20 protein-coding genes and 1 pseudogene are annotated in these 23,970 nt (G+C 69.4%); 5 read left to right on the forward strand and 16 right to left on the reverse strand.

The window, feature by feature from the left end:
• Window positions 1-89: 89 nt before the first annotated feature.
• The 12 genes from TX83_RS21865 to TX83_RS21920 all read right to left on the reverse strand — a co-directional run bounded on the left by TX83_RS21865 (window position 90) and on the right by TX83_RS21920 (window position 11,941).
• Window positions 90-566 (reverse strand): HvfA family oxazolone/thioamide-modified RiPP metallophore, encoded by a 477-nt coding sequence (locus tag TX83_RS21865; RefSeq protein ID WP_064750098.1) that lies wholly within the window; start codon window positions 564-566, stop codon window positions 90-92.
• Between the two features lie 174 nt (window positions 567-740).
• Window positions 741-1,256, reverse strand: coding sequence for an RNA polymerase sigma factor (locus TX83_RS21870; RefSeq protein ID WP_064750101.1), 516 nt, complete (start codon window positions 1,254-1,256; stop codon window positions 741-743).
• 314 nt (window positions 1,257-1,570) lie between these two features.
• Window positions 1,571-2,275 carry a phosphate signaling complex protein PhoU gene (gene phoU, locus TX83_RS21875; RefSeq protein WP_064750103.1) on the reverse strand — a complete coding sequence of 235 codons (705 nt, stop codon included), beginning with the start codon at window positions 2,273-2,275 and terminating at the stop codon, window positions 1,571-1,573.
• Window positions 2,276-2,402: 127 nt separating this feature from the next.
• The gene (pstB, locus tag TX83_RS21880; protein ID WP_428992590.1) at window positions 2,403-3,257 is read right to left on the reverse strand and encodes a phosphate ABC transporter ATP-binding protein PstB; all 855 of its coding nucleotides are present in this window, start codon (window positions 3,255-3,257) and stop codon (window positions 2,403-2,405) included.
• Window positions 3,250-4,155, reverse strand: a complete 906-nt coding sequence (gene pstA, locus TX83_RS21885; RefSeq protein WP_064750107.1) for a phosphate ABC transporter permease PstA — start codon at window positions 4,153-4,155, stop codon at window positions 3,250-3,252. Before pstA ends, pstB begins: the two co-directional genes overlap by 8 nt.
• On the reverse strand, window positions 4,155-5,129 hold the full coding sequence (gene pstC, locus TX83_RS21890; RefSeq protein ID WP_064750109.1) for a phosphate ABC transporter permease subunit PstC: 975 nt from the start codon (window positions 5,127-5,129) through the stop codon (window positions 4,155-4,157). The genes pstA and pstC overlap by 1 nt, the downstream gene beginning before the upstream one ends.
• Before the next feature lie 349 nt (window positions 5,130-5,478).
• Window positions 5,479-6,561 (reverse strand): phosphate ABC transporter substrate-binding protein PstS, encoded by a 1,083-nt coding sequence (gene pstS / locus TX83_RS21895; RefSeq protein ID WP_064750111.1) that lies wholly within the window; start codon window positions 6,559-6,561, stop codon window positions 5,479-5,481.
• A 526-nt stretch (window positions 6,562-7,087) separates the two neighbouring features.
• Window positions 7,088-8,155, reverse strand: coding sequence for a phosphate ABC transporter substrate-binding protein PstS (pstS, locus tag TX83_RS21900; RefSeq protein ID WP_064750112.1), 1,068 nt, complete (start codon window positions 8,153-8,155; stop codon window positions 7,088-7,090).
• 148 nt (window positions 8,156-8,303) lie between these two features.
• Window positions 8,304-9,578, reverse strand: a complete 1,275-nt coding sequence (locus TX83_RS21905; protein ID WP_064750113.1) for an OprO/OprP family phosphate-selective porin — start codon at window positions 9,576-9,578, stop codon at window positions 8,304-8,306.
• Window positions 9,579-9,723: 145 nt separating this feature from the next.
• Window positions 9,724-10,356 (reverse strand): endonuclease III, encoded by a 633-nt coding sequence (gene nth / locus TX83_RS21910; protein ID WP_087960782.1) that lies wholly within the window; start codon window positions 10,354-10,356, stop codon window positions 9,724-9,726.
• 359 nt (window positions 10,357-10,715) lie between these two features.
• Window positions 10,716-11,147, reverse strand: a complete 432-nt coding sequence (locus tag TX83_RS23590; protein WP_186442690.1) for a hypothetical protein — start codon at window positions 11,145-11,147, stop codon at window positions 10,716-10,718.
• An 11-nt stretch (window positions 11,148-11,158) separates the two neighbouring features.
• Complete coding sequence (locus TX83_RS21920) at window positions 11,159-11,941, reverse strand: enoyl-CoA hydratase/isomerase family protein (protein WP_064750115.1); 783 nt, start codon at window positions 11,939-11,941, stop codon at window positions 11,159-11,161.
• 240 nt (window positions 11,942-12,181) lie between these two features.
• Between TX83_RS21920 and TX83_RS21925 the strand changes: the two genes are divergently transcribed.
• From TX83_RS21925 to TX83_RS21945, 4 genes and pseudogenes are all read left to right on the forward strand, one after another.
• A complete protein-coding gene (locus TX83_RS21925) occupies window positions 12,182-12,868 on the forward strand; it encodes an FKBP-type peptidyl-prolyl cis-trans isomerase N-terminal domain-containing protein (RefSeq protein ID WP_064750116.1) in 687 nt (228 codons plus the stop codon).
• 148 nt (window positions 12,869-13,016) lie between these two features.
• Window positions 13,017-13,858: pseudogene (locus tag TX83_RS21930) on the forward strand (NUDIX hydrolase).
• Window positions 13,855-14,706, forward strand: a complete 852-nt coding sequence (locus tag TX83_RS21935; protein ID WP_064750117.1) for a sulfurtransferase — start codon at window positions 13,855-13,857, stop codon at window positions 14,704-14,706. The pseudogene TX83_RS21930 and the gene TX83_RS21935 overlap by 4 nt, the downstream one beginning before the upstream one ends.
• Window positions 14,707-15,825: 1,119 nt before the next feature.
• Window positions 15,826-17,169: a substrate-binding domain-containing protein gene (locus TX83_RS21945; protein WP_075575313.1), complete on the forward strand. Its 1,344-nt coding sequence runs from the start codon at window positions 15,826-15,828 to the stop codon at window positions 17,167-17,169.
• A 127-nt stretch (window positions 17,170-17,296) separates the two neighbouring features.
• Here the strand turns inward: TX83_RS21945 and TX83_RS21950 are convergent, their stop codons facing one another.
• The gene (locus tag TX83_RS21950) at window positions 17,297-18,055 is read right to left on the reverse strand and encodes an enoyl-CoA hydratase/isomerase family protein (RefSeq protein ID WP_064750119.1); all 759 of its coding nucleotides are present in this window, start codon (window positions 18,053-18,055) and stop codon (window positions 17,297-17,299) included.
• A 165-nt stretch (window positions 18,056-18,220) separates the two neighbouring features.
• On the opposite strand from TX83_RS21950, the gene TX83_RS21955 reads away from it, so the two are divergent.
• Complete coding sequence (locus TX83_RS21955; protein ID WP_261370246.1) at window positions 18,221-18,916, forward strand: copper chaperone PCu(A)C; 696 nt, start codon at window positions 18,221-18,223, stop codon at window positions 18,914-18,916.
• 359 nt (window positions 18,917-19,275) lie between these two features.
• Here the strand turns inward: TX83_RS21955 and TX83_RS21960 are convergent, their stop codons facing one another.
• The 3 genes from TX83_RS21960 to TX83_RS21970 all read right to left on the reverse strand — a co-directional run bounded on the left by TX83_RS21960 (window position 19,276) and on the right by TX83_RS21970 (window position 23,957).
• The gene (locus TX83_RS21960) at window positions 19,276-19,665 is read right to left on the reverse strand and encodes an acyl-CoA thioesterase (protein ID WP_261370249.1); all 390 of its coding nucleotides are present in this window, start codon (window positions 19,663-19,665) and stop codon (window positions 19,276-19,278) included.
• Window positions 19,666-19,868: 203 nt separating this feature from the next.
• Window positions 19,869-22,790 (reverse strand): excinuclease ABC subunit UvrA, encoded by a 2,922-nt coding sequence (gene uvrA, locus TX83_RS21965; protein WP_064750120.1) that lies wholly within the window; start codon window positions 22,788-22,790, stop codon window positions 19,869-19,871.
• Window positions 22,791-23,057: 267 nt separating this feature from the next.
• The gene (locus tag TX83_RS21970; protein WP_064750121.1) at window positions 23,058-23,957 is read right to left on the reverse strand and encodes an OmpA family protein; all 900 of its coding nucleotides are present in this window, start codon (window positions 23,955-23,957) and stop codon (window positions 23,058-23,060) included.
• Window positions 23,958-23,970: the final 13 nt, after the last annotated feature.

The raw sequence follows: 23,970 nt of genomic DNA on the forward strand, positions 1-23,970 counted from the left end.
GCAGCGGGCCCAGCAGGGCCCGCCGCAGGCCGAGGCCGACGGCATCCGGTTTCAAGGGACGCGAGCCGTCCATCGTCATCGCGCTGCGATCAGACCGAACCGCCGCACTTGCCTTCGCCGCACTTGCCTTCACCGGCCTTCTTGGCCGCCGGCTTGGCCGCGGCGGGCTTGGCTGCGTCCTTCTTGTCGCCGCCGCACTTGCCCTCGCCGCACTTGCCTTCGCCGGCCTTCTTGTCGGCACCGCACTTGCCTTCGCCGCACTTGCCTTCGGCGTGCTTCTTGTCGGCGCCGCACTTGCCTTCGCCGCACTTGCCCTCGGCGGCCTTCTTGTCGCCGCCGCAGCTGCCTTCCTTGGCCTTCTTGTCGGCGCCGCAGGTGCCTTCGGCCTTCTTTGCGTCGGTGGCCTTGGCGTCGGCGGCCTTGTCGGCGGTCTGCGCCGATTGCGCGCCCAGCAGGTAGCCCTGCGACAGGTCGGTCATCGCGAACGCGGAAGCCGACAGGCTCAGGCCGCCGATCAGGGTGGCGCCGAGGGCGAGGGCGACGGGCTTCTTGATTTGCTTGGACATGGAATCACTCCTACGTGGCGATGTCGGCGGGGTTCCGCCGGTTGGGATGACGGTCCGACGGGTCGGGTCCGTGGTTTGCGTTGAATTCGGCGTTGCGGGAAAGGCGATGGAGCGGATCAACAGGAACATACGCAATCCGGCGTCGCCGGGTGCCATGCGGCGGCCGGGGCGAGGTCAAGGCTGCAGGTACTCGCGGGCGAGGACGCGGGCGCGGTGCAGGCGCGACTTCACCGCCTCGCGGGTCATCCCCAGGCGCGCGCCGATCTCCTCGACGGTCAGCCCTTCCAGGTCGCGCAGCAGGATGATCTCGCGGTAGTGGGCGGGCAGGGACTCCAGCGCCGCGGCGACGTCGTGGCGCCACTCGGCCGGTTCCGGCGTCACCACCGGCATGATCTCCTCGCCGATCGGCTCGCCGCTGAGCAGGCGCCGGGCGCGCTTGAGCCGGTTGCATTCGCGCTTGACGATGCGGAAGGTCCAGGACACGAAGCATTCCAGCACGCGCAGGTCGCGCAGCTTGCGCGAGACGGTGATCAGGCTTTCCTGGACCGCGTCCTCGACGTCGTTGATGACGCAGTGGAATTCGGCGTAGCGGCGCAGGTCCTGGCGCGAATGCGTCAAGACGCGCTCGAGCGCCGCCCGATCGCCCGAGCGGGCCGCCGCCAAATCTCCGTTGGCCATCAGCAGGGTCATGCCGGTCCTCCTCCGGGTTGCCAAAATACACCGCGCCGCCGCGTTGCGGGCATGTACCAAGAGGGGGGGGGAGGGGGCGAATGGGTTCGCGCAGCGCGACCGGCGTCGCGTTTTGTTCAGAGCGGATTCAGTCCCAAGGCACAGAAACCGTTTGCATGCGCGCTATCGCGGCGAAACCGCGATTCATGGCCGACGCGACGGCGCTGCCGCGAGGCGGCGACGGAATGCGGCCGGCCCTGTGCCGGAGTTACGACGCGGGCCGGATTATGTTGCGGCGCAACGCGGGCGGGCGCGCGCGGCGCCCGCCCACCGCTTCAGACCGGGCTGGCGGTGTTGGTGTCGTCGCGCTTCTCGCGCGGCGGCAGCGGCTGCTCGCCCTTGACCAGGAACCAGACGTTCTCGGCGATGTTGGTGGCGTGGTCGCCGATCCGTTCGATGTTCTTGGCCATGAACAGCAGATGCGTGCAGGCGGTGATGCTGCGCGCGTCTTCCATCATGTAGGTCAGCAGTTCGCGGAACAGGCCGGTGTAGGCGGTGTCGATCTCGGCGTCGCGCGCGCGCACTCGCTGGGCCAGTTCGACGTCGTTGTCGCGGTAGGCGGCCAGGACGTCGCGCAGCTGCGCCACCGCCAGGGTGCCCAGCGCGTGCAGCCCGGCCACGTGCGGCAGCGGCGGGGCCAGATTCAACGCGGTCGAGCGCTTGGCGACGTTGGCCGCGTAGTCGCCGACCCGCTCGATGTCCGAGGCGATGCGGATCGCCGCCAGGATCTCGCGCAGGTCGCGGGCCATCGGCCCGCGCAGGGCCAGCTTCATGACGTCGTGGCTGATTTCCTGCTCCAGCGCGTCGATCGCCTCGTCGTTGGCGATGATGCGCTCGGCGGCCTTGTCGTCGCGGCGCTGCACCACGTCCAACGCGGCTTCCAACTGCGACGCCGCCATCTCGCCCATGCGCAGGGTTTCGTCGAGCAAGCGGCGCTGCTCGTCGTCGTAGCTTTTGACGATATGGTCGTGCATGGTCATGGGCGGGGATTCGTGATTCGGGATTAGGGATTGGTGAAAGGCGACTGCAACAGCAACGGCTCCGGATCGGGGTGGGAGAGGGCCGCTTTTGCGAATCCCGAATCCCGAATCCCCAATCCCGGCCGGTTCAACCGAACCGGCCGGTAATGTAATCCTCGGTCTGCTGCTTGGTCGGCTGCGAGAAGATCTGTTCGGTCGCGCCGTGCTCGATCAGGTCGCCAAGGTACATGAAGGCGGTGAAGTCGGAGACGCGCGCGGCCTGCTGCATGTTGTGGGTCACGATCGCGATGGTGTAGTCCTTCTTCAGCTCCTCCACCAACTGCTCGATGCGGCTGGTCGAGATCGGGTCCAACGCCGAGGTCGGTTCGTCCAGCAGCAGCACGTCCGGGCGCAAGGCCACGGCGCGGGCGATGCACAGGCGTTGCTGCTGGCCGCCGGACAGGCCGAGCGCGCTCTGGCCCAGCTTGTCCTTGACCTCGTCCCACAGCGCGCCCTGGCGCAGGGCCTGTTCGACGCGATCGTTCATTTCCGACTTGGACAGCTTCTCGTGGTGGCGGATGCCGTAGGCCACGTTCTCGAAGATGGTCATCGGGAACGGCACCGGCTTCTGGAAGACCATACCGACCTTGCTGCGCAGCCGATTCATCGGATAGCGCGAGTCGAGGATGTTCTCGCCGTCCAGCAGCACTTCGCCGCGCGCTTCCAGCTTCGGGTACAGGGCGTAGATGCGGTTGAAGATGCGCAGCAGGGTCGACTTGCCGCAGCCGGAAGGTCCGATCAGCGCGGTGACGCGCTTTTCCGGGATCTCCAGGTCGATGTTCTTCAGCGCGTGGAACTTGTCGTAGTAGAAGTTCAGGCCGCGCGCGGCGAGCTTCACCGGCGCGTCGGCGGCGGCCGCGCGCTCCGGAGTGGCGACGGTGAGGCGGGTCTCGTTCATGGCGGCCGGAGTACGGGCGGCGGAGATGTTGGACAGGTCAGTCATTGGAGATCCGTTTGCGCAGCACCAGGGTGCGGGCGAGCAGGCTGACGATCAGGACGAAGAAGGTGAGCACCAGGGCGCCGGCCCAGGCCAGGGTTTGCCAGGTTTCGTACGGGCTGCCGGCGAACTGGTTCATCACCACCGGCACGCTGGCCATCGGCTGCAGCACGTTGTGGTTCCAGTATTGGTTGCCGAAGGCGGTGAACAGCAGCGGCGCGGTTTCGCCGGAGATGCGCGCCAGGGCCAGCAGCACGCCGGTGACGATGCCGGCCGAGGCGCTGCGGTACAGCACCTGCACGATCACTTTCCACTGCGGCACGCCCAGCGACAGCGCCGCTTCGCGCATCTGCGCCGGCACCAGGCGCAGCATCTCGTCGGTGGTGCGCACCACCACCGGCAGGACGATGAAGGCCAGCGAGATCGCGCCGGCCAGGGCGGAGAAGTTGCCGCCGGTCTGCATCACCACCAGGGTGTAGACGAACAGGCCGAGCACGATCGACGGCGCCGACAGCAGGATGTCGTTGACGAAGCGCACCACCGTGCCGATCTTGCGCCCGGCGCCGTATTCGGCCAGCCAGGTGCCGGCGGCGATGCCCAGCGGGGTGCCGATCGCGATGGCGATCGCGCACATCACCGCGCTGCCGAAGAAGGCGTTCATCAGGCCGCCTTCCTGCATCGGCGGCGGCGTGTTCTGGGTGAACAGCGCCCAGTCGATCCCGCCCAGGCCCTTGGCGATCAGGGTGTAGAGGATCCAGCCGAGGAAGAACAGGCCGAAGCCGGCGGCGGCGCAGGCCAGCAGCACCGAGGCGGCGTTGACCAGGCGACGGCGGCGGTACAGGGCGTCGGCGGTGCGGTGGCGTTGCTGCAGGGCCGGGTCGGCCGTAGCGGTAGCGGCGCTCATCAGGTGCCCTCCTTGCGCGAGAGTTTCAGCAGCATCAACCGCGCGGCGGCGAGCACGACGAAGGTGACGATGAACAGCACGAAGCCGAGCAGCAGCAGGGCCGAGCGGTAGGTCTCGGTGGCTTCGCCGAAGTCGTTGGCGATCAGCGCGGCGATGGTGGTGCCGGGTTCGAGCAGCGAGGCCGAGAAGTTGACCGAGTTGCCGATCACGAACGCCACCGCCATGGTCTCGCCGAGCGCGCGGCCCAGGCCGAGGAAGATGCCGCCGATCACCGCCGAGCGGGTGTAGGGCAGGACGATGTCCCAGCTGACTTCCCACTTGGTCGAGCCCAGCGCGTAAGCCGACTCCTTCAGCCGGGTGGGCACGGTCAGGAACACCTCGCGCATCACCGAGGAGATGAACGGGATCACCATGATCGCCAGGACGATGCCGGCGGTGAGCATGCCGATGCCCAGCGGCGGCCCCTGGAACAGCTTGCCGATCACCGGCCAGGTGCCGACATGGTCGTTGAGCCAGGGGGTGACGTACTCGGTCATCACCGGCACCAGCACGAACAGGCCCCACATGCCGTAGATGATCGAAGGAATGCCGGCCAACAGTTCGATCGCCGTGCCGATCGGCCCGCGCGCCCAGCGCGGCGCGACCTCGGTCAGGAAGAAGGCGATGCCGAAGCTGACCGGCACCGCGATCAGCATCGCGATCAGGGCGGTGACTACGGTGCCGTAGATGGGCACCAGCGCGCCGTACTTGTCCTCGACCGGATTCCACTCGGCGGTGACGAAGAAGCTCAGGCCCTCATGGGCGAGCACGTGGCGGCCGCCCCACAGCATCGACAGCGCTGCGCTGGCGAGGGCGAACAGGACGAAGACGACAGTAGCGGTGAGCGCGTAGCGGAACAGGCGGTCGTTGCGCGCGTCCTTGACGTCGCGCGCGGCGGGCGCGGTCGGAGCGGCAGGTAGGGCGGTCGCGTTCATTGGCGGGTGAAAGTCCGGCGGGGCCACGCGTGGGGAAGGGGTTGCGAGCGGGTGGTGCGTTTGCGGGTGCGACTGGCGGTGGTGCCTGAGGCGGTGCCTTGGATGGATCAGATGCTTTGCCCGCGATCGGGCGGAGCAAAGACCGTGGATTCCGGAGTGCGGATACTCCGAGCGCTGCGTGCGTTACCTGCCGTCGTCCCCGCGAACACGGGGATGCAGCGCTTCATTGCGGCCTGGCTTGCGTCAACCTGTGTCGCGCTGCAGGCTTTCCGACCCGGCCAGGGCGCACTGCGCCCCAGCGTTCGATCCCCCCGCCCGCGCGGGCCCCCCGCCCGCGCGGGCCGGTTCGTCACTTGAACTCCGCGCTCCAGTACGCCTCGATCTGCTTGACCAGCTCCGCCGGCAGCGGCACGTAATCCAGCGACTGCGCCTGGGCCTGGCCGTTCTCGAACGCCCACTTGAAGAAAGCGCGGGTGTCGGCGCTGCGCTTGGCGTCCTTGGGCTGCTTGTGCATCAGGATGAAATTGGTCGCGGTGATCGGCCAGGACTTCTCGCCGGCGGCGTTGGTGATCACCAGGTTGAAGTCCTTGGCGTTGGCCCAGTCCGCGGTCGCGGCGGCGGCCTGGAAGGCCTCGGCGCTGGGCTGGACGAACTGGCCGGCCGCGTTCTGCAGCTGGGTGTGGGCCATCTTGTTCTGCAGCGCGTAGGCCAGTTCGACGTAGCCGATCGAGCCCTTGATCTGCTTCACGTACGAGGCCACGCCTTCGTTGCCTTTGCCGCCGACGCCGCCCGGCCACTGCACAGAGGTGCCTTCGCCGACCTTGCTCTTCCACTCCGGGCTGACCTTGGACAGGTAGTTGGAGAAGTTGAAGGTGGTGCCCGAGCCGTCGGAGCGGTGGACGATGTTGATCTTGAGATCGGGCAGGGCCACGCCCGGGTTGGCCGCGGCGATCTTGGCGTCGTTCCACTTGGCCACCGTGCCGAGGAAGATCTCGCCCAGCAGCGGGCCGGTCAGGCGCAACTGGCCCGGGGCGATGCCGTCGACGTTGACCACCGGCACCACGCCGCCGATCGCCGAGGGGAACTGGCCCAGGCCGGCGGCCGCGAGCTCGTCGCTGGCCAGCGGCTTGTCGGAGGAGCCGAAGTCGACCGTACCGGCCTTGATCTGGGCGATGCCGCCGCCGGAGCCGATCGACTGGTAGTTGACCTTGGCGCCGGTGGCCTTGTGGTAGTCGTCCGACCACTTGGACAGCAGCGGGTAGATGAAGGTGGCGCCGGCACCGGTGATCTGCGCGGCGACCTGGTCGCCGGCCGGAGCGGCCGCTTCGGTCTTGGCGTCGCCGGCCGGGGTCGGGGACTGATTGCCCGAACAGGCTGCGGTGGCGAGCGCGATGGCGAGGGACAGGACGGCGATACGGGCCGGCGATTTCATGGCTGCTCCAAGAGGGGCCGGCGTGGGCGCCGGCTGGGTGGCGCCATTTGATGATCTTTTTGTTACACCGCTATGACATGGATCGGTAACGAATCTGTAGCGAAGCGCGGTTCCGGGTGCCGGAGGTCGCGGTTTGGCGGAGGGGGCTGCTGTCTGGCGGTCACAAAAGGCCCGGAGTCCGGCTTTGAGCGTGACGGCGGCACCCGCGATTCGGGAGGCGTCGCGCGGGCCTGGCGTGCCGGGAATCCGTTTAGCCGCAGGCAGGGCGGTCGATCCGGGCGCAAGGCGACCCCGGCCGGTCGTGTGCCGCGAGCGCCCGGGCCCCGGGGCTTGGCAGGGAGCGGCGCGCTGAAATCCCCGGCCCCGCCTTCACAGCGACGCCGTCTTGGCGTTCCACCCCCAACCCCCCAACCCCCAATCCCCAATCCCCAATCCCCAAAACAACAACGGGCCCGAAGGCCCGTTGCGCGATCTGCTTCCCCTGGCGGCGACCGATAACCCCCCGGTCCGGTCGCCTCCGAACCGATCAGTAGTTCATGTTCGCCGACCAGTAGGTCTCGATCTGCTTGACCAGCGCGTCCGGCAGCGGCACGTAGTCCAGCGACTTGGCCTGGGCGTCGCCGTTGGCGTAGACCCAGCGGAAGAATTCCTTGGCGTTCTTGGCGCCGGCGGCGTTCTTCGGCTGCTTGTACATCAGGATGAAGTTGGTCGCGGTGATCGGCCAGGAGTTCTCGCCCGGTGCGTTGGTCATGACCAGGTAGAAGTCCTTGGCGTCGGCCCACTTGGCGCTGGCCGCGGCGGCGGAGAAGGTTTCGTCGGTCGGCAGCACGAACTTGCCGTCGGCGTTCTTCAGGCGCGAATAGGCCATCTTGTTCTGCAGCGCGTAGGACAGCTCGACGTAGCCGATGCCGCCCTGGATCTGCTTGACGTAGGCGGCCACGCCTTCGTTGCCCTTGCCGCCGATGCCGGTCGGCCACTTGACGGCGGTGCCTTCGCCGACCGAGCTCTTCCACTCGCCGCTGACCTTGGACAGGTAGTTGACGAAGTTGAAGGTGGTGCCCGAACCGTCGGAGCGGTGGACGACGGTGATCTTCTTCGCCGGCAGCTTGAGGCCGCCGTTGAGGGCGACGATCGCCGGGTCGTTCCACATGGTGACCTTGCCGAGGAAGATGTTGGCGAGGGTTTCGCCGTCCAGCTTCATCGCGCCGGAAGCCACGCCGGGGACGTTGATCACCGGCACCACGCCGCCGATCACCGACGGGAACTGGGCCAGGCCGAACTTGCTCAGTTCCTCGGGCTTGAGCGGCGCGTCGGAGGAGCCGAAATCGACCGTGGCGGCCTTGATCTGGGCGATGCCGCCGCCGGAGCCGATCGACTGGTAGTTGACCTTCTTGCCGGTGGTCTTGGCGTAGTCGGCCGACCACTTCGACATCACGGGATAGACGAAGGAAGCGCCGGCGCCGGTGACGTCGGCGGCCTGCGCGGTGACGGCGAGCGCACTGGCGACGGCGATGGCGCTCAGGCGGAAGGACAGGGACTTGAACACGGTGGGCTCCTGAAAAGAGACGGCTGGCACGTAACCGTTGCGGCGCATTTCATAACGGTGCGATGACCGCCGCGAGGCACTTATGTGACAGCCGGGTGACACGGCACGGGCCGTGGCGCGGGAAAAATAAGGGCGCGGCAGCGCCGCGCCCGTAACGACCGTCGCCGATCGGAGGGGGAGAGAGGACCGGGACCGATTACCAGTAGAACTGGACGCGCGCGGTGATGATGTTCGGGCTGTCGTCGACCACGCGGTTGAAGGTGCGGTTGTTGTAGCGCGGGTTCTGCGAATAGGTCGCGCTGGTGCGGCCGATGTACTTGGAGCTGTCGACCATCGAGTAATCGAGCATGAACTTGAAGTTCGAGCGCCAGTACCAGTTCACGCCGACGGTCCAGGCGTCCATTTCGCCGCCGAGCACGCCGGCGACGATCGGCGCCGCGGTGGGCGTCGCGCCGGGGCGCAGCGAGCCGTCGTTGAGGTCGATCTTGTCGTAGCGCACGCCGACCTGCCACATGCCGCTGGCGGGTTCGTCGGGCAGCGGGGTGGTCGGCACGCCGGCCTTGTAGCCCCAAGTTTCGCCGGTGATGTTCCACACGCCGCTGACGTACCAGCTGTCGCCGGTGAACTTCTTGCCCGGCTGCGAGCTGGCGCGGGTCGCGTAGCGGTCGAACTCCGAACGCATGTACTCGGCCTGCAGCTTGAACGGACCGCGCACCCACAGCGCTTCGGCGCCGATGGTGTTCTGGCGGTCGACGTTGAGCATGTTGCCGGTGTCGACCAGGCGGCCCGCGGCCAGGTCGGCCTGCGGACGGGTGCGGATGCGCGCGGTGTCGGCGTCGGTGTCGAGGTCGACGTAGGACAGGCCGAAGTGCAGCAGGTTGCCCTTCTCGTTGATCGGGGCGAAGGTGCCGCGCAGGCCGAAGCCGGCGCCGTGCGCCAGGTTGCGGGTCAGCTCGCGGCCGAAATAGCTGGCGGTGATGCTCCAGTCGTTGCTGCCGTAGCTGTAGGCGGCGCCGAGACGGCGCGCGACGCCGAAGGTGTTGGTGACCATCGCCTTGGAGACGAAGTCGTTGTTCTTGGTCGAGGACAGCTCTTCCAGGCTGTTGGGCTGCTTGAACTGGCCGACCTGGATGTAGTGGTTGCTGTCGCCGCCGAGCTTGTACTTGAGGTTGACGTCGAGGAACTTGTCGGCCTTGGCGTCGTAGCCGGCGACCCACTCGATGTTGCCCGGGCCCTTGCCCTTGAGCACCAGTTCGGCGCGGCGCAGCTCGTTGTCGTTGTCCTTGCCGTCCGGCAGGTCGGCGTTGAGGTTCAGGACGTCGCTGTTGAAATCGTTGTAATCCGCCTGCAGCAGGCCTTCGAAGGAGACTTCGGAGTCGCCGATGACGTCCAGCGCGACTTCGGCATGCGCGGCCGGAGCGGCCAGCGCGGCGAGCAACGCTACGGCGAGGGTGTTACGCGAGAGTTTCATGGTCTAGCCCTGAGGCGTGGAGTGATGGCGCGCAGGCTAGGGTGTGAAAGTTGCGTAAATGTGACAGATCTGACTTATTTCGCCGGCGTGACCGCGCGATGACGCCGGCGCAACCGCCGTGCGTCGAATCCGATTCCCTTGCGAATCAGGCGGCTACGGGCTCCGGCTCGCCCGGCGTCTTGTCGGTAAAGCGGCACAGGTCGCGGATCGCGCAGTGCGGGCAATCGGGCTTGCGCGCCTTGCAGACGTAACGTCCGTGCAAGATCAGCCAGTGGTGCGCGTCCTGCAGGTACTCCGCCGGCACGGCTTTCAGCAGCGCGTCCTCGACCGCGCGCACGTCCTTGCCCGGCGCCAGGCCGGTGCGGTTGGCGACGCGGAAGATGTGGGTGTCGACCGCCATGGTCGGTTCGCCGAAAGCGGTGTTGAGGACCACGTTGGCGGTCTTGCGGCCGACGCCGGGCAGGGCTTCGAGCGCGGCGCGGTCGCGCGGCACCTCGCCTCCGTGGCGTTCCAGCAGTTGTTGCGAGAGCGCCACCACGTTCGCCGCCTTGGTATTGAACAGGCCGATGGTGGCGATGTACGGCTTGAGCCCTTCGACGCCGAGCGCGGCGATCGCCTGCGGCGTGTTGGCGACCGGGAACAGCTTGCGCGTGGCCTTGTTGACGCCGACGTCGGTGGCCTGCGCGGACAGCGCGACCGCGACCAGCAATTCGAACGGCGTGGCGTATTCCAGCTCGGTGGTCGGGTGCGGATTGAGTTCGCGCAAACGCGAGAACATCTCCTCGGCTTCGATCGGGCTCAACCGCGGCACGCGCTTGGCGGCGCGCGGCTTGGCGGAGGCCGGGCTCGATGCCGACCCGCCCGGCTTGGCCGCTGTGCGCGGCCCTGACGGACGGGCTGTCGCCGCCTTCGGCTGCGATGCGCGGGACTTCGGCGGCGCAGCACGCGTCGCGGCCGCTTTGACCGCGCCGGTTCCGGAGCCTGCGGCTTTGGACGTCGCCGGCCGGGGCACGGCGGCTTCGGCGGAGCGAGCGGCCTTCGGCCCGGCAGCGGCGGAGGCGGAGGGGCGTGCGGGGCGCTGGCGCGAGGCGGGCTTGGGCATGCGGTCGATGCGAAGGCAGTGGACGGGGGAACGGTTCAGTCCGGCGGCCGGCCGGCGGCTTTCGCCTTGGCCCGGGCCAAGGCCGCGGCGGCCGCGGCGGGCAGCGCGGGGCGTGGCGGTGCGGCCGCGGCCACAGGGGCCTGCGGCGCAGAGGCTTCTGCGGCCGCGGCGGCCGCCGCCGGTGCACCGGTGCGCTGCGCGGCCCGTTCGGCGGCGCGGCGCTGCAAGCGGGTTTCGCGTGCCCGGTAGCGCTCGCGCGCGGCCAGCGCACGCAGGCGCGCGTCGCGCGCGGTGCGCAGGCGCTGGCGGCACTCCGGTGCGCACTGCGCGCAGTCGGGGGCGAGCGGGCCGGCCAGGCCCAGCTCCAGGGCCCGGTCGAGATCGTCCGCGGCCAGGGCCAGGACGATCGCGTGCGCGGCGGCCGCGTCGGCGACGCAGCCGCAGCGGCAGGACACGGGCGCGGTCATTGCGGCGCGGCTCAGCGGCCGGCGAAGGCCGGCTTGCGGCGTTCCAGGAACGCGCCGGTGCCTTCGCGCATGTCCTCGGTCGAGAACATCAGGCCGAACTGCGCGGTTTCGTATTCCAGGCCTTCCTCGATCCCGCATTCGCCGCCGACCGCGACGCAGTCGAGCACGCCGCGCAGGGCCAGCGGCGCCGAGGCGGCGAGCTGGTCGGCCAGCTTGTAGGTTTCCGCTTCCAGCTCCGCCGCCGGCACCACCCGGTTGACGATGCCCAACTGCTGGGCGCGGGCCGCGTCGATCGGCGCGCCGAGCAGGCACAGCTCCAGGGTCGCTGCGCGCCCGGCCAGGCGCAGCAGGCGCTGGGTGCCGCCGAACCCGGGGATCAGGCCCAGATTGACTTCGGGCTGGCCGACCTTGGCGCTGTCGGCGGCGATGCGCAGATGGCAGCCCATCGCCAGTTCCAGGCCGCCGCCGAGGGCGAAGCCGTTGATCATGCCGATGACGGGCTTGGGCATTTTCTCGATCCGGCGCATCAGCTTCTGCCCGCGCAGGGAGAAATCGCGGCCCTGGACCGGGCTGAGGCCGTTCATTTCGGCGATGTCGGCGCCGGCGACGAAGGCCTTGGGGCCGGCGCCGGTCAGGATCACCGCGCGTACCGCCGGATCGGCCGCGGCGGCTTCGAAGGCGGCCAGCAGGGCGTCCAGGGTCGCGGCGTTGAGCGCGTTCAGCTTGTCGGGGCGATTGACGGTGATCTGGCGCACGGCGCCGCGATCGGCGATCAGCAGGGGCGATTCGGTCATGTGATGGCCGTTGGAGTTCGGGAAAGGGGAACGGGCGCGGCGGCCACGGAACTCTGCGCCCGCGGCGCGGTCACAGCGGGGCGGCGTCAGTGGCGGTTAAGCGCTGCCGCCGGTATCCTAACCCGTCCTGTCGGCCGCATACGACCGAGCCAGGGCTTTCAAATCGGGACAGGTTGACGATGTCCCCAGCCGATCGGGGCGGCGCAGGTCGCCCCGTGCCATTAGCGGAGATTCCACCGAATGAAGTTGCGTCTGATTGCTGCCGCCGTTGCGGCCCTGGCTCTGACCGCCGGCAACGCCGTCGCGCAGGACACTTCTACCGAGAAGGGCAAGCTGAGCTATGCGCTCGGTTACGACCTCGGCCGCAATGCCGTGGAAAGCGGCGAACAGGTCGACGTGAACACCATCGTCAAGGGTCTGCAGGACGGCTACGCCAAGAAGCAGCCGTCGGTGCCGGTCGACCAGCTGCGCACTGCGGTTCAGAACATGCAGAAGCGCCAGCAGGACAAGGCCAAGGCCGAGTGGGACAAGGCCGCCGCCGAGAACAAGACCAAGAGCGACGCCTTCATCAACGCCAACAAGTCCAAGGCCGGCGTGAAGGCCCTGCCGAGCGGCGTGCAGTATCGCGTGATCGAAAACGGCACCGGCGCCAAGCCGACCCAGGCCAGCACCGTGGCCCTGGAAGTCGCCGGCCCGTTCCCGTTCGGCGAGCGTCCGGCGCAGGCGCGTCCGGCCAACTCGATCCCGGCGATCAAGGTCAGCGAGATCGAGATGGCGGCGATGCGCGAAGTGCTGCTGCAGATGCCGACCGGCTCGAAGTGGGAAGTGACCCTGCCGGCCGACAAGGCCTACGGCGCCGACCCGCGCACCCCGTTCCCGCCGAACGTCGCGGTGCAGTTCGAGATCAAGCTGGTCAGCGTCAAGTAAGACCCGCTCAGCAGTACCCACTTGCGCCGGCTCGTCCGGCGCAAGTCGTTTTTGCGGCCGGCCCGGCCGGCCGCTGCATTCGCCAAGCGCGCCGGCTGCTCCGGGCGGCGCCGCGAGGCACAATGGCCGCATGGCCAGAGTGGACGACATGACGACTTTCCGCGCGGTGCTGAGCCCCTGCATCGGCATCTGCCAACTCGGCGACGACGGCCTGTGCCAGGGCTGCCTGCGCACCACGGCCGAGATCGCGCGCTGGTCGCAAATGAACGACGACGAGCGCCTGCGCCTGATGGAGCAGGTGCTGCCGTTGCGCGAAACGGGCCGGCGATGAGCGGGGCCGCGCCCGCCGGCGGCTTCGGCGCCGATTTCCTCGTCGCCGACTCGCGCGCCCGCATCCGCCTGTTGGCGGCGCTGCATCCGCTGGATGCCGCGCCGGAGAGCGACGGCTGGAACCTCGACGACCTCAGCGGCCTGCTGCCCGAGGACGCGCTGCGCGCGCAGGCGGCGGTGCTGGTCGGCCTGGTGCCGCGCGGCGACGGCGTGCAGGTGTTGCTGACCCGGCGCACCGACGGCCTGCGCCAGCACGGCGGCCAGGTCAGCTTCCCCGGCGGCCGCATCGAGCCGGACGATGCCGACGCGGTGGCTGCGGCCTTGCGCGAAACCGAAGAGGAGATCGGCGTGCCGGGCGCGCTGATCGCGCCGCTGGGCTTTCTCGACCCGCTGGTCACCATCACCGGTTTCCGCGTGCTGCCGTTGGTGGCGACGATCGATCCGGGCTATGTCGCGCGGCCGGATCCGAACGAGGTCGCCGAGGTGTTCGAAGTGCCGCTGGCGTTCCTGCTCGACCCCGGCAACCTCACCACCCGCACCCTCGACTACAAGGGGCGCGCGCGTCACGTGCTCGAGTACCGCTGGCCGAGCCAGCGCATCTGGGGCGCGACCGCTTCGATGCTGTTGAACCTGCGGCAACGACTGGAGACGATCCGATGATGCAGTGGACCACCCTGGTATCGGCCGAAGAGCTCGCCGCCGCGCTCGGCCGCCCGGACCTGATCGTGATCGATACCCGCACCTCGCTGACCGACCGCGCGGCCAGCGAGCAGGCTTATCGCGACGCGCACATCCCCGGCGCGCGCTACGCCGACTTGGACCGCGACCTGTCCGACCATCGCAAGCGCGGTGGCGGACGCCATCCCTGGCCGGACGCGGCCGATTTCACCGCACGCCTGGGCGAGTGGGGCATCACCCCGCAGCATCAGGTCGTCGCCTACGACAGCGCCGACGGCGCGTTGGCGGCGGCGCGGCTATGGTTCCTGCTGCGCGTGCTGGGCCACCGGCACGTCGCCGTGCTCGACGGCGGCTGGCAGCGCTGGACCGCGCTCGGCCTGCCGACCGATGCGCAGGTGCCGGTGCCGCAGCCGACGCATTACCAGGCCGACTACGACCATCGCCGCCTGCTCGACGCGCAGGACGTGCGCGCGCTGCTGGATTCCGGCGGCCTGCTGATCGACGCCCGCGCCGGCGAGCGTTTCCGCGGCGAAGTCGAACCGCTCGACCGCGTCGCCGGCCACGTGCCGGGCGCGCGCAATCGGGCCTTTGCCGGCAATCTAGCCGACGGCCGCTTCAAGTCGCGCGAGGCGCTGGCGCAGGAGTTCGCGCCGCTGCTCGACGGCCGCGGGCCGGGCGAGGTTGCGGCGATGTGCGGGTCCGGCGTCACCGCCTGCCATCATCTGTTGGCGATGGCGCACGCCGGCTTCGACGGCGCGGCGCTGTACACCGGTTCGTGGAGCGGCTGGATCGAAGACCCGCAGCGCCCGGTCGCGACCGGCGCCGAGTGAGCTTGCGGCCGCTCTCCGTCCGCTCCCGCCCGCCCTGTAGGATCGGCGCAAGCCGCGACCCCGGGACGCGCAGAGAACCCAACGCCGACGTCATCGATCGAAGCCGGAAACCGTCGCGACGGGTTGGGAGCGACGCAACTCGCGACCGCCATCCTTCACTCTAGCCGCGCGTTGTCGCCTGTCCCTGTGTAGGAGCAGCGCAAGCCGCGACCGCGTCCTTTCGGCCTCGCGGCGCGTATCGTTCGCCGGCCTCTGAAGCTTCAAAGCAACCCTTCCGTCCGCGTCCTGTGCCCCGCTGTAGGAGCGGCGTAAGCCGCGACCCCGGGACGCGCAGAGAAATCGACGCCTTCGCCATCGATCGAAGCCCGAAACCGTAGCGCCGGCGTCTATGGACAAAAGCTCTAAAGCAAAGTTTCCGTCCGCAGGCGGCCGGGTGACTTTCTTTGTCCAAGGCGACAACGTCCTACTGGATTTCCTCCGCCAAAAGTAACCAAAGAAAACGCCGTGGCTGTTTTCGGATCAAGAGCCACTATGGGACGTGGCTTGCGCGGGGCTGCTCGCACAGGCCCTCCGTGGCCTGGCTGCGCACGGCCCGCCTCCCTGCGGGCCGCCCTGCGGGGCTTCAGGGCGTTCTCGCGAGATCGCTGCGGCGCCAAGCTCTTTACGACAACGACAACGACAACGACAACGACAACGACAACCACAACGACAACCACAACGACAACCACAACAGCAACGGCAGCGGAAGCACAAACGCAACGGACTTCGTTGCGTTACCGCTCGAGGGGTAGGCGCGGCGCAAGCCGCGACCGTCATGCGTCGTTCTTGCCGCGCGCTTCCCGTGTCTCTGCAAGAGCGACGGAAGTCGCGATAGGGACTGTGCAGCGACTCTTCGGCCGCTGTCGGCGTGCCAAGCAAGCGCAGTGCGAAGACGGAATTTTGGCGCGGCATCGCCGACAACCCGCAGCCGTGCCCTGACGGCATCCCCACCCGCGCTGTGTTGCGACTTGACGAAATAAGCGCATTCCATTTCGTCATTAATGTGCTTGGAGTCGCGTAATCGCTGCGTCACAGGCCACGCCCATTCTTGCGCGCACTCTTACAGGGGGAGTGCGCATCATGCTGCGCCCGTTTTTGCGCTCGTTCGTGTTGTGGCCACTGTTATTCGCGCCGGCGCTCGTCGTGCAGGCCCAGGAGGCCGAACGCGTCCGCATCCACGGTTCGCATACGCTGGCTTATGCGTTGACGCCGGCGGTGGCCGAGTCCTGGCTGCGCGATATCGGCTACACCGGCATCCGCCGCAGTCGTCCGCGCGCCGAGCTGACCGAAATCCACGCGGTGCGCGACGGGCTGCCGCTGGTGGTGGAGATCGCGTCCAGTGATTCGGCGCGCGGCTTCGCCGACCTGGTCGAAGGCCGTGCGCAGATCGCGATGATGACCCGGCGCCCGAACGCGGCCGAACTCGAGGCCGGTTGGCAACTCGGCGACCTCGCGTCGCAGGACCAGGAGTTCGCGGTCGCGCTCGACGGCGTCGCGGTGGTGGTCGCGCGCGACCACCCCCTGGTTCGTCTCGACGTGACGCAGCTGCGGCGGCTGTTTTCGGGGCAGGCGCGCGACTGGCGCGAATTCGGCGCCGCGGCCGGCGAAGTGCATTTGCATCTGCTTCCGGCCGCCGGCGCGGTGCGCGACCTGATGAACGAGCGGGTCATGCGCGGCGCCGCATTCGGCGAGGCGCAGCTGCACGTCGATGCCGAGCGCCTGGTCGCCGCAGTCGCCGCCGACCGCAACGCGATCGGCCTGATTCCGATCGGCGCGCACTACGGCGCCGGCACGCGTCCGTTGGCGATCGCCGACGGCGGCCGGGCGGTGGCGCCGACCCAGACCGAGATACTGTCCGAGGACTATCCGCTGACTCGGCGCCTGTATTTCTACGGCGGTCAGATGATGGGCGCCTTGAGCCGCAGCTTCGCCCTGTACGCGATGGCCCGCTCGGGCCAGCGCGCCGTGGCGCGCAGCGGCCATGTGGCGATGACGCTGGTTCCCGGCCGTGTCCGCCGCACCATGCTGGGACCGGCCGAGTACCGGCAACTGGTCGCCGACGCGGTCCGGTTGCCGCTGAGCCTGCGTTTCAATTTCGCCGGCGGCGGCGAAAGCGGAGTGGCCGCCAGCGTCTACGACAGCCGCACGGTGCGCGACCTCGACCGCCTGCGCCGTTTCATGCAACTGCCGCCGAACCGGGGCCGGCGCTTGCTGGTGGTGGGCTTCGCCGACGCCAGCGCGGGCTCCAGCATGGCGGCGATGATGATGAGCAACGACCGCGCCGATCTGGTTGCGCAGGAGCTCATGACGCGCGGGCTGCGGGTGGAGCAGGCGCGCGGCATGGGCACCGCGCTGCCGCTGGCCGCGGCCGGCAGTCCCGGCGCGCGCTACCGGAACGAGCGGGTCGAGATCTGGATGCTGTGAGCCGGGCGTTGGCGGACGGACGCAGGACGTCGGCAGGAACGGAGCCGAAAACGCTCGGAAGCGAGGTTGGCTGCTGCCGATCGCCGGCTCGCGGCGGCCGATTCCGCTGCGCCGGCATCCGGCTTGGTTACTTGCGCAGCTTCGCCACCAGGGCCTGCAGCGCCGTCTGCGTGTCGACCCCGTACCAGGCCTCGATGAAGCGGTCGAGTTCGATGTGCTCGGGGCGCAGCGCATCGACCAGGTCGGCGCGGGCCAGGGCGCGGGTGTGCAGCATCGCGCTGCGCGGCAAGCTCAGCAGTTGCTCCAGCCAGACCCGGCCGCGGGTGGCGACGTGTTCGATCTCCACCAGTTCGTCGACCAGGCCGATGTTGAGCGCGGTTTCGGCATCGACCAACTCGCCGGCGACCAACAGGCGCTCGGCGCGGTAGGTGCCGACCACGCGCCGCATCAGGCGCTGGATGCCTTCCGGCGCGACCAGGCCCACCTCGGTTTCGTTCAGGCCGATGCGGAACGGCCCGGAGGCCATGATCCGGTAGTCGCAACACAACGCCAGCACGCAGCCGCCGGCCGGAGCGTGGCCGCCGATCGCGGCGACTACCGGCACCGGCGAGGAGGCCAGGGCGCGGGCCAGGCCGAAGAACGCCTGCCAGGCCAGCAGCAGGTGGTCCTTGCGCTCGCCGAGCGAGAGCAGATACGGCACGTCGAGGCCGGCCGAGAACACCTTCGGCCCGCCGCTGAGGACGATGCCATGTGCGCCGTGGCTGACCGCCTTGTCGATCGCTTCGCGGGTCTCGTTGCACAGTTGCGGATCGAGCGCATTGACCGGCGCGCGGTTCAGGCGGATCTCGACGATGTCGCCGTGGGTCTGGGTCTCTACGAAGCTCATGGTGTGATGTCCTGGGGGCGGGCGCTGGCGCACGGCGTAGGTCGGTTCGGCTTTGCCGTCGGCGGTTGCGGCTCACCCGGACACGGTATGGCGCGGGCCTTTCTGCTCGCCGGCTGACGGGACGACACGATCTCCCAATCGCTTCGGCGCGGCAAGGGTCCGGTGATGCGAACCGTGGCGGGGTGCGGTTTCGCATCGACATGGCTGCGCGCGAACGATTCGGCGATGCGCTGTTCGGTACGGTCCGCCGCGAAGCCGTCGCGCCGTGGCCGCCGTTGCGGCGCCATGTCCGGAGCGACGGGCGGCCCCGCGTTCGTCGCCGCGGGCCGTACCGCCGCCCGGCGCCGCCTGCCGGCCTTCATCGACGCGACGATGTCCGCGGGTATGATGGGCCCCATGAACGCTTCTCGCATCGCTATCGGACTCGGTCTGGCGCTCGCGCTCGCGGCGCCGCTGTCGACGCTCGCCAAATCGCCCGCGCCGGCCAAGGGCTGCGCGGCGCAGGTCCGCGAAGGCTGGTTGCGGTTGCCGCCGATGCAGATGCCGATGATGGCCGGCTTCGGCCGGATCGAGAATCGCTGCGCGGCGCCGGTGGTGATCGTCGGCGCGAAGAGCGCGGCGTTCGGCGAGGTGAGCTTGCACGAGACCCGGCTGGTCGACGGGGTCAGCAAGATGCGGCCGGTGCCGGAACTGCGCATCGCGCCCGACGGTGCGGCGGTGCTCAAGCCGGGCGGCCTGCATCTGATGCTGATGCAGCCGCGCGCGCCGTTGAAGGCGGGCAGCCGGGTGGCGGTGGAGTTCGCGCTGAAGGACGGCGGTACGCTGTTCGGCGAGTTCGAGGTGCGTAAACCGGCGCCATGAGCGCGGCGCCGGCTCGTCGAGGGCCCCCGGTGCTTCGCCTGTAGCCGCGGCCTCAGCCGCGACCGCGTTGTTGCGGCCGCGCCCGCGAAGATCAGGCCGGATCGCTGAACCCGGAGCGCGTCGCGGGAACGCGAGGCACGTCCGCGCCGATTACGCGGAAACACGGCGCGGCTAGGCGTCGGCGTTGCGCGATCGCGGTTTGCGCTATCCGTATTTCGACGGGCGCCGCCGTGTCGATCGATGACGGCGGCGATGCCGGTTCTACGCGACCCGATTGCGGCTCGCGCCGCTCCTGCGCGGGCCAGCCGCGATCTGGGCGCAAACGCTGCGCGGTGCGGGGCCGCGCAGCGCCGCCGGACTCAGGAATTGCAGGCCGTGCGCACGGCTTCCGGCAGGGCGGCGGCCTGGCCGGTTTCGCGATGGATCCAGACCACGACGACGTTGCCGTCGCAGTACAGCGCGGTCGGGTCCTGCGCGCCGACGATGCGGTGGCCGACGGTGACGCTGGTGGTGCCCAAGCGTTCGACGAACAGTTCGATGTCGACTTCGTTCGGCCACTCGATCGGCCGGCGGTAATTGAGGTGTGCGGCGGCGACCACCGGCGCGACATGGTCGTCCATGCCGTGGCCGGGCAGGGTCATCATCCAGCGCAGGCGCGCTTCCTCGAGGTAGCTGAGGTACTTGGAGTTGTTGACGTGGTTGAACGCGTCCAGGTCGCGCCAGCGCACCGACAGCGGCACTTTGATCAGCGGCGTCGGTACGGCCGCGACGGCGGCGGACAGGGGCGCTGCGGGCGCGGCGGCCGGAGCGGGGGCGGTTTCGGTCGCCGGCGCGGCGGGCGCCGCCGTTTCGGCGCCGGCCACCGCCGCTTCCGGTTTCTTGCGGCTGCGCGGGGCGCGCTTGCGCGGCGCCGGCTTTTTCTTGCCGGCGGCCGGCGTGGACGGAGTATCGGTCATGCAGCGGACTTCTTCTTGGCGCGCGTGGCGCTGGTGGCGGATTTTGCCGGCTTGGCGGCAGGTTTCTTGTGCGCGCTGTCGGCTGCGGGCAGGCCGAGCAAGGGCGCGAGGAAGCGGCCGGTATGCGAGTGCGGCAGGGCTGCGATGTGTTCCGGCGTGCCGGTGGCGAGGATGGTGCCGCCGCGATGGCCGCCCTCCGGACCCAGGTCGACGACCCAGTCGGCGGTCTTGATCACGTCGAGATTGTGCTCGATCACGACCACGGTATTGCCGTCGTCGCGCAAACGGTGCAGCACCGCCAGCAAGTGCTCGATGTCGTGGAAGTGCAAGCCGGTGGTCGGCTCGTCGAGGATGTACAGGGTGCGGCCGGTGTCGCGGCGCGACAGTTCCTTGGACAGCTTGACGCGTTGCGCCTCGCCGCCGGACAGGGTAGTCGCGCTCTGGCCCAGCTTGATGTAGCTCAGGCCGACGTCCATCAGCGTTTCCAGCTTGCGGGCGATGCTCGGCACGGCCTCGAACAGGCTCAGCGCGGCCTCGACGGTCATTTCCAGCACGTCGTTGATGTTGAAGCCCTTGTACAGGACCTCCAGGGTCTCGCGGTTGTAGCGCTTGCCGTGGCAGACGTCGCAGGGGACGTAGACGTCGGGCAGGAAGTGCATCTCGACCTTGATCAGGCCGTCGCCCTGGCAGGCCTCGCAACGGCCGCCGCGCACGTTGAAGCTGAAGCGTCCCGGCGAGTAGCCGCGGGCGCGCGCTTCCGGCACCTGCGCGAACAGCTCGCGCAGCGGGGTGAACAGGCCGGTGTAGGTGGCCGGGTTCGAGCGCGGGGTGCGGCCGATCGGCGACTGGTCGATGTCGACCACCTTGTCGAACAGCTCGATGTTCTCCACCGACTTGTACGGCGCCGGCGTCTGCGCCGCGCCGTTGAGTTCGTTGGCGGCGATCACGTACAAGGTGTCGTTGACCAGGGTCGACTTGCCCGAGCCGGACACGCCGGTGATGCAGGTCAACAGCCCGGCCGGGATATCGAGATCGACGTCCTTGAGGTTGTTGCCGGTCGCGCCGCGCAGATGCAGCATCGACTTCGGGTTGGGCTTGTGGCGCTGCTTGGGGATCTCGATCTTGCGCTTGCCGCTGAGGTACTGGCCGGTCAGCGAACGCGGCGCCTTGAGCACGTCCTGGAAGCTGCCGTGGGCGACGACTTCGCCGCCGTGCACGCCGGCGCCGGGGCCGATGTCGACGATATGGTCGGCGAGGCGGATCGCGTCCTCGTCGTGCTCGACCACGATCACCGTATTGCCGAGGTCGCGCAGCCGGGTCAGGGTGCCGAGCAGGCGCTCGTTGTCGCGCTGGTGCAGGCCGATCGAGGGCTCGTCGAGCACGTACATCACCCCGACCAGGCCGGCGCCGATCTGACTGGCCAGGCGGATGCGCTGGGCTTCGCCGCCGGACAGCGAGTCGGCCTTGCGTTCCAGGGTCAGGTAGTCCAGGCCGACGTCGACCAGGAAGCGCAGGCGGTCGACGATCTCCTTGACGATCTTGACCGCGATCTCGCCGCGCCAGCCCGGCAGTTCCAGCGCCTTGAAGAACGACAGCGCCTCGTCGACCGGCAGCACCACCAGCTCCGGCAGCGGCCGCTCGGCGACGAACACGTTGCGCGCCGAACGGTTGAGGCGCGCGCCGGCGCACTCGGGGCAGGGGCGCTGGCTGATGTACTTGGCCAGCTCCTCGCGCACCGCCGCCGATTCGGTCTCGCGGTAGCGCCGCTCCAGGTTCGGCACGATGCCTTCGAAGCGGTGCTTGCGCTGGCTGCGCCCGCCGTTCTCGGTGAGGTAGGTGAAGGTGATGGTCTCGTCGCCGCTGCCGTACAGCACCGCCTTCTGCACCGGCGCCGGCAGCGACTGCCACGGCGCGTCGACGCTGAACTTGTAGTGTTTGGCCAGCGACTGGATCAACTGGAAGTAGTAGGCGTTGCGGCGGTCCCAGCCGCGCACCGCGCCGGCGGCCAGCGACAGCTCGGGATGGGTGACCACCCGGCCCGGATCGAAGAACTCGGCCACGCCCAGGCCGTCGCAGGTCGGGCAGGCGCCGACCGGCGAGTTGAACGAGAACAGCCGCGGCTCCAGCTCCGGCAGCGAGTAATCGCAGACCGGGCAGCTGTACTTGGACGAGAACAGCAGCGGCGCCGAATCCGCCTTGTCCAGCGACATGACCTGGGCCATGCCGTCGCCGAGCTTGAGCGCGGTCTCGAAGGATTCGGCCAGGCGCTGCTTGATGTCATCGCGCGGGCGGAAGCGGTCGACCACCGCCTCGATGGTGTGCTTGACCCGCAGCGCCAGCGGCGGCACCGCGTCGATCTCGTACAACTCGCCGTCGACCCGCACGCGCACGAAGCCCTGCGCGCGCAGTTGCTCGAATACCTGCGCATGCTCGCCCTTGCGCTCGCGGATCACCGGCGCCAGCAGCATGTAGCGCTGCTCCGGGTCCAGGGTCAGGACCTGGTCGACCATCTGGCTGACGGTCTGCGCTTCCAGCGGGTAGTGATGGTCCGGGCAGCGGGGCGAGCCGACCCGCGCGTACAGCAGGCGCAGGTAATCGTAGATCTCGGTGATCGTGCCCACGGTCGAGCGCGGATTGTGCGAGGTCGATTTCTGCTCGATCGAGATCGCCGGCGACAGGCCTTCGATGTGGTCGACATCGGGCTTTTCCATCACCGACAGGAACTGCCGCGCGTACGCCGACAGGGATTCGACGTAGCGGCGCTGGCCTTCGGCGTAGATCGTGTCGAAGGCCAGCGACGATTTGCCCGAACCGGACAGTCCGGTGATCACGATCAGCTTGTCGCGCGGCAGATCGAGATCGATGTTCTTGAGGTTGTGCGTCCGCGCGCCGCGGATGCGGATGTAGTCCAGCGCCATCGGGTGCCTGCAAGGGGAGGGTCGCCGGCGCGAGGCGCGACGGCGAACAGAGGAGCGTATCGAGTGGGGGAGATGGGGGCAAATCCGCGCAACGGAAGGTCCGCAGGCGTCACCCTCGATGTCACGCAGGGCCCGTGGCGGCGGGCTTTGCGCCGGCGCGGCGGCGCAGGGCTGGGGCGGCGGGTCCGCCGCAGCGGCCGCGAGTGCGCGAACGGGCCGGCCCGCGAGGGGGCCGGCCCGGCTGTCTCGTTCAGTTTGCAGCCTGGCTCAGGGCAGGGCCTGGAAGCGCAGCGGGGTCGCGGCGGCACCGGGTTCGCCGCGGGTCTCCAGCGCGCCCGGGTTGGCGCCGGCGACGATCAACTGGACCTTGACCGCTTCGGCGCGCTGGCGCGACAGCGCCTCGTTGTCGGCCGGCTGGCCGGCGCCGCCGCCCGGGCCGACGATCTGGAAGCGGGCGTCCTTGGGCGCGGCCTGCAATGCCTTGCCGGCGCGGCTGAGGATGTCGAGGCTGGAGGCCTGGATGCGCGCGCCGCCGTCCTCGAAACGCACCGACATCTGGTTCAGGGCCTTGGCCACGGCCGGGCCGTCGGCCTTGCCCGGCTGCAGCGCGGCCAGCGCCTGGGCCGCGGCGTCGGGCGAGGCGGCCGCATCGCCGACGCCCTCGAACAGGCCGGCGTAGCGATAGCCCGGGAATCGCTGCTTGGCCTGTTCGAGCAAGACCGCGCGGTCGGCGTCGGAAGTCTGGCCGCTGAGTTCGATGAGGTTGCCTTCGAAGCGCACCGCGGCGCCGGGCATGGTGAGGGCGGCGGCGAACTGGGGCAGTTGGTCCTGCCACGGCGCGGGCTTGGCGGCCTTGTCGACCTGCAGGTCGCCGCCGATCTGGCCGGCGTAGGCCTGGGCCAGGGCGACGCCGAGCGCCTTGCGGGTGGCCTCGCTGTCGACCACGCCGTCGTAGCGGATCGCGCCGTTGTTGTTGACCAGGCTGAGCTTGGCGTCGAAGCGCGGAACCGGCGCGGCGACGGCGGGTTTGTCGGCGGCCGCGGCGGTTTCGGCGTCGCGCGGGGCGCGGTTGCAGCCGGCCAGCGCGACGCTGAGCGCGATCAGCAGCAGGCCGGAGCGGGCCACGGAAAGGGGGGCGGAACGGAAGACGGGCGGGGTGGTGCGCATGAAATCTCCGCGG

Origin of the sequence: Lysobacter antibioticus HS124 (assembly GCF_000336385.2) — a bacterium.
Lineage (GTDB): Bacteria > Pseudomonadota > Gammaproteobacteria > Xanthomonadales > Xanthomonadaceae > Lysobacter > Lysobacter firmicutimachus.

Coding starts and splice junctions, on each gene's coding strand:
- TX83_RS21970 (WP_064750121.1), bottom strand. CDS start 23,957: ATGCGCACCACCCCGCCCGTCTTCCGTTCCGCCCCCCTTTCCGTGGCC.
- pstS (WP_064750111.1), bottom strand. CDS start 6,561: ATGAAATCGCCGGCCCGTATCGCCGTCCTGTCCCTCGCCATCGCGCTC.
- TX83_RS21865 (WP_064750098.1), bottom strand. CDS start 566: ATGTCCAAGCAAATCAAGAAGCCCGTCGCCCTCGCCCTCGGCGCCACC.
- TX83_RS21950 (WP_064750119.1), bottom strand. CDS start 18,055: ATGAGCTTCGTAGAGACCCAGACCCACGGCGACATCGTCGAGATCCGC.
- pstB (WP_428992590.1), bottom strand. CDS start 3,257: ATGACTGACCTGTCCAACATCTCCGCCGCCCGTACTCCGGCCGCCATG.
- TX83_RS21955 (WP_261370246.1), top strand. CDS start 18,221: ATGCGAACCGTGGCGGGGTGCGGTTTCGCATCGACATGGCTGCGCGCG.
- nth (WP_087960782.1), bottom strand. CDS start 10,356: ATGTTCTCGCGTTTGCGCGAACTCAATCCGCACCCGACCACCGAGCTG.
- TX83_RS21920 (WP_064750115.1), bottom strand. CDS start 11,941: ATGACCGAATCGCCCCTGCTGATCGCCGATCGCGGCGCCGTGCGCCAG.
- TX83_RS21905 (WP_064750113.1), bottom strand. CDS start 9,578: ATGAAACTCTCGCGTAACACCCTCGCCGTAGCGTTGCTCGCCGCGCTG.
- TX83_RS21945 (WP_075575313.1), top strand. CDS start 15,826: ATGCTGCGCCCGTTTTTGCGCTCGTTCGTGTTGTGGCCACTGTTATTC.
- TX83_RS23590 (WP_186442690.1), bottom strand. CDS start 11,147: ATGACCGCGCCCGTGTCCTGCCGCTGCGGCTGCGTCGCCGACGCGGCC.
- TX83_RS21870 (WP_064750101.1), bottom strand. CDS start 1,256: ATGACCCTGCTGATGGCCAACGGAGATTTGGCGGCGGCCCGCTCGGGC.
- pstC (WP_064750109.1), bottom strand. CDS start 5,129: ATGAACGCGACCGCCCTACCTGCCGCTCCGACCGCGCCCGCCGCGCGC.
- TX83_RS21925 (WP_064750116.1), top strand. CDS start 12,182: ATGAAGTTGCGTCTGATTGCTGCCGCCGTTGCGGCCCTGGCTCTGACC.
- TX83_RS21935 (WP_064750117.1), top strand. CDS start 13,855: ATGATGCAGTGGACCACCCTGGTATCGGCCGAAGAGCTCGCCGCCGCG.
- phoU (WP_064750103.1), bottom strand. CDS start 2,275: ATGACCATGCACGACCATATCGTCAAAAGCTACGACGACGAGCAGCGC.
- pstS (WP_064750112.1), bottom strand. CDS start 8,155: ATGCGCCGCAACGGTTACGTGCCAGCCGTCTCTTTTCAGGAGCCCACC.
- uvrA (WP_064750120.1), bottom strand. CDS start 22,790: ATGGCGCTGGACTACATCCGCATCCGCGGCGCGCGGACGCACAACCTC.
- pstA (WP_064750107.1), bottom strand. CDS start 4,155: ATGAGCGCCGCTACCGCTACGGCCGACCCGGCCCTGCAGCAACGCCAC.